Source organism: Telluria sp. AZSoR62 (assembly GCF_058111565.1).
The window spans coordinates 1-356 of the sequence record NZ_JBYTST010000155.1 but is presented as its reverse complement, the minus strand read 5'-3'; the positions used below and the strand labels follow the sequence as shown (position 1 = coordinate 356).

The following is a 356-nucleotide window of genomic DNA, read 5'->3' as shown; positions in this document are numbered from 1 at the left end:
CAGACCGTGTTCGGTGCCGCAGTCGACTTCAGTCACAACCAAGTCTTGCGCAACGTCTACCAGACGACGAGTCAGGTAACCGGAGTTAGCGGTTTTCAACGCGGTATCCGCAAGACCCTTACGAGCACCGTGAGTGGAGATGAAGTACTGAAGTACGCTCAAACCTTCACGGAAGTTCGCAGTAATCGGCGTTTCGATGATGGAACCGTCCGGCTTGGCCATCAGGCCACGCATACCGGCGAGCTGACGGATCTGCGCAGCAGAACCCCGTGCGCCCGAGTCGGCCATCATGTACATCGAGTTGAACGACTCTTGATCGACTTCTACGCCGTGACGGTCGATAACCTTCTCTTTCG

1 protein-coding gene is annotated in these 356 nt (G+C 56.2%); it reads right to left on the bottom strand.

The window, feature by feature from the left end; all coding sequences use genetic code 11:
• On the bottom strand, positions 1-356 hold a 356-nt coding region (locus tag AC3XQU_RS23315; protein ID WP_489876527.1), incomplete at both ends, for a hypothetical protein.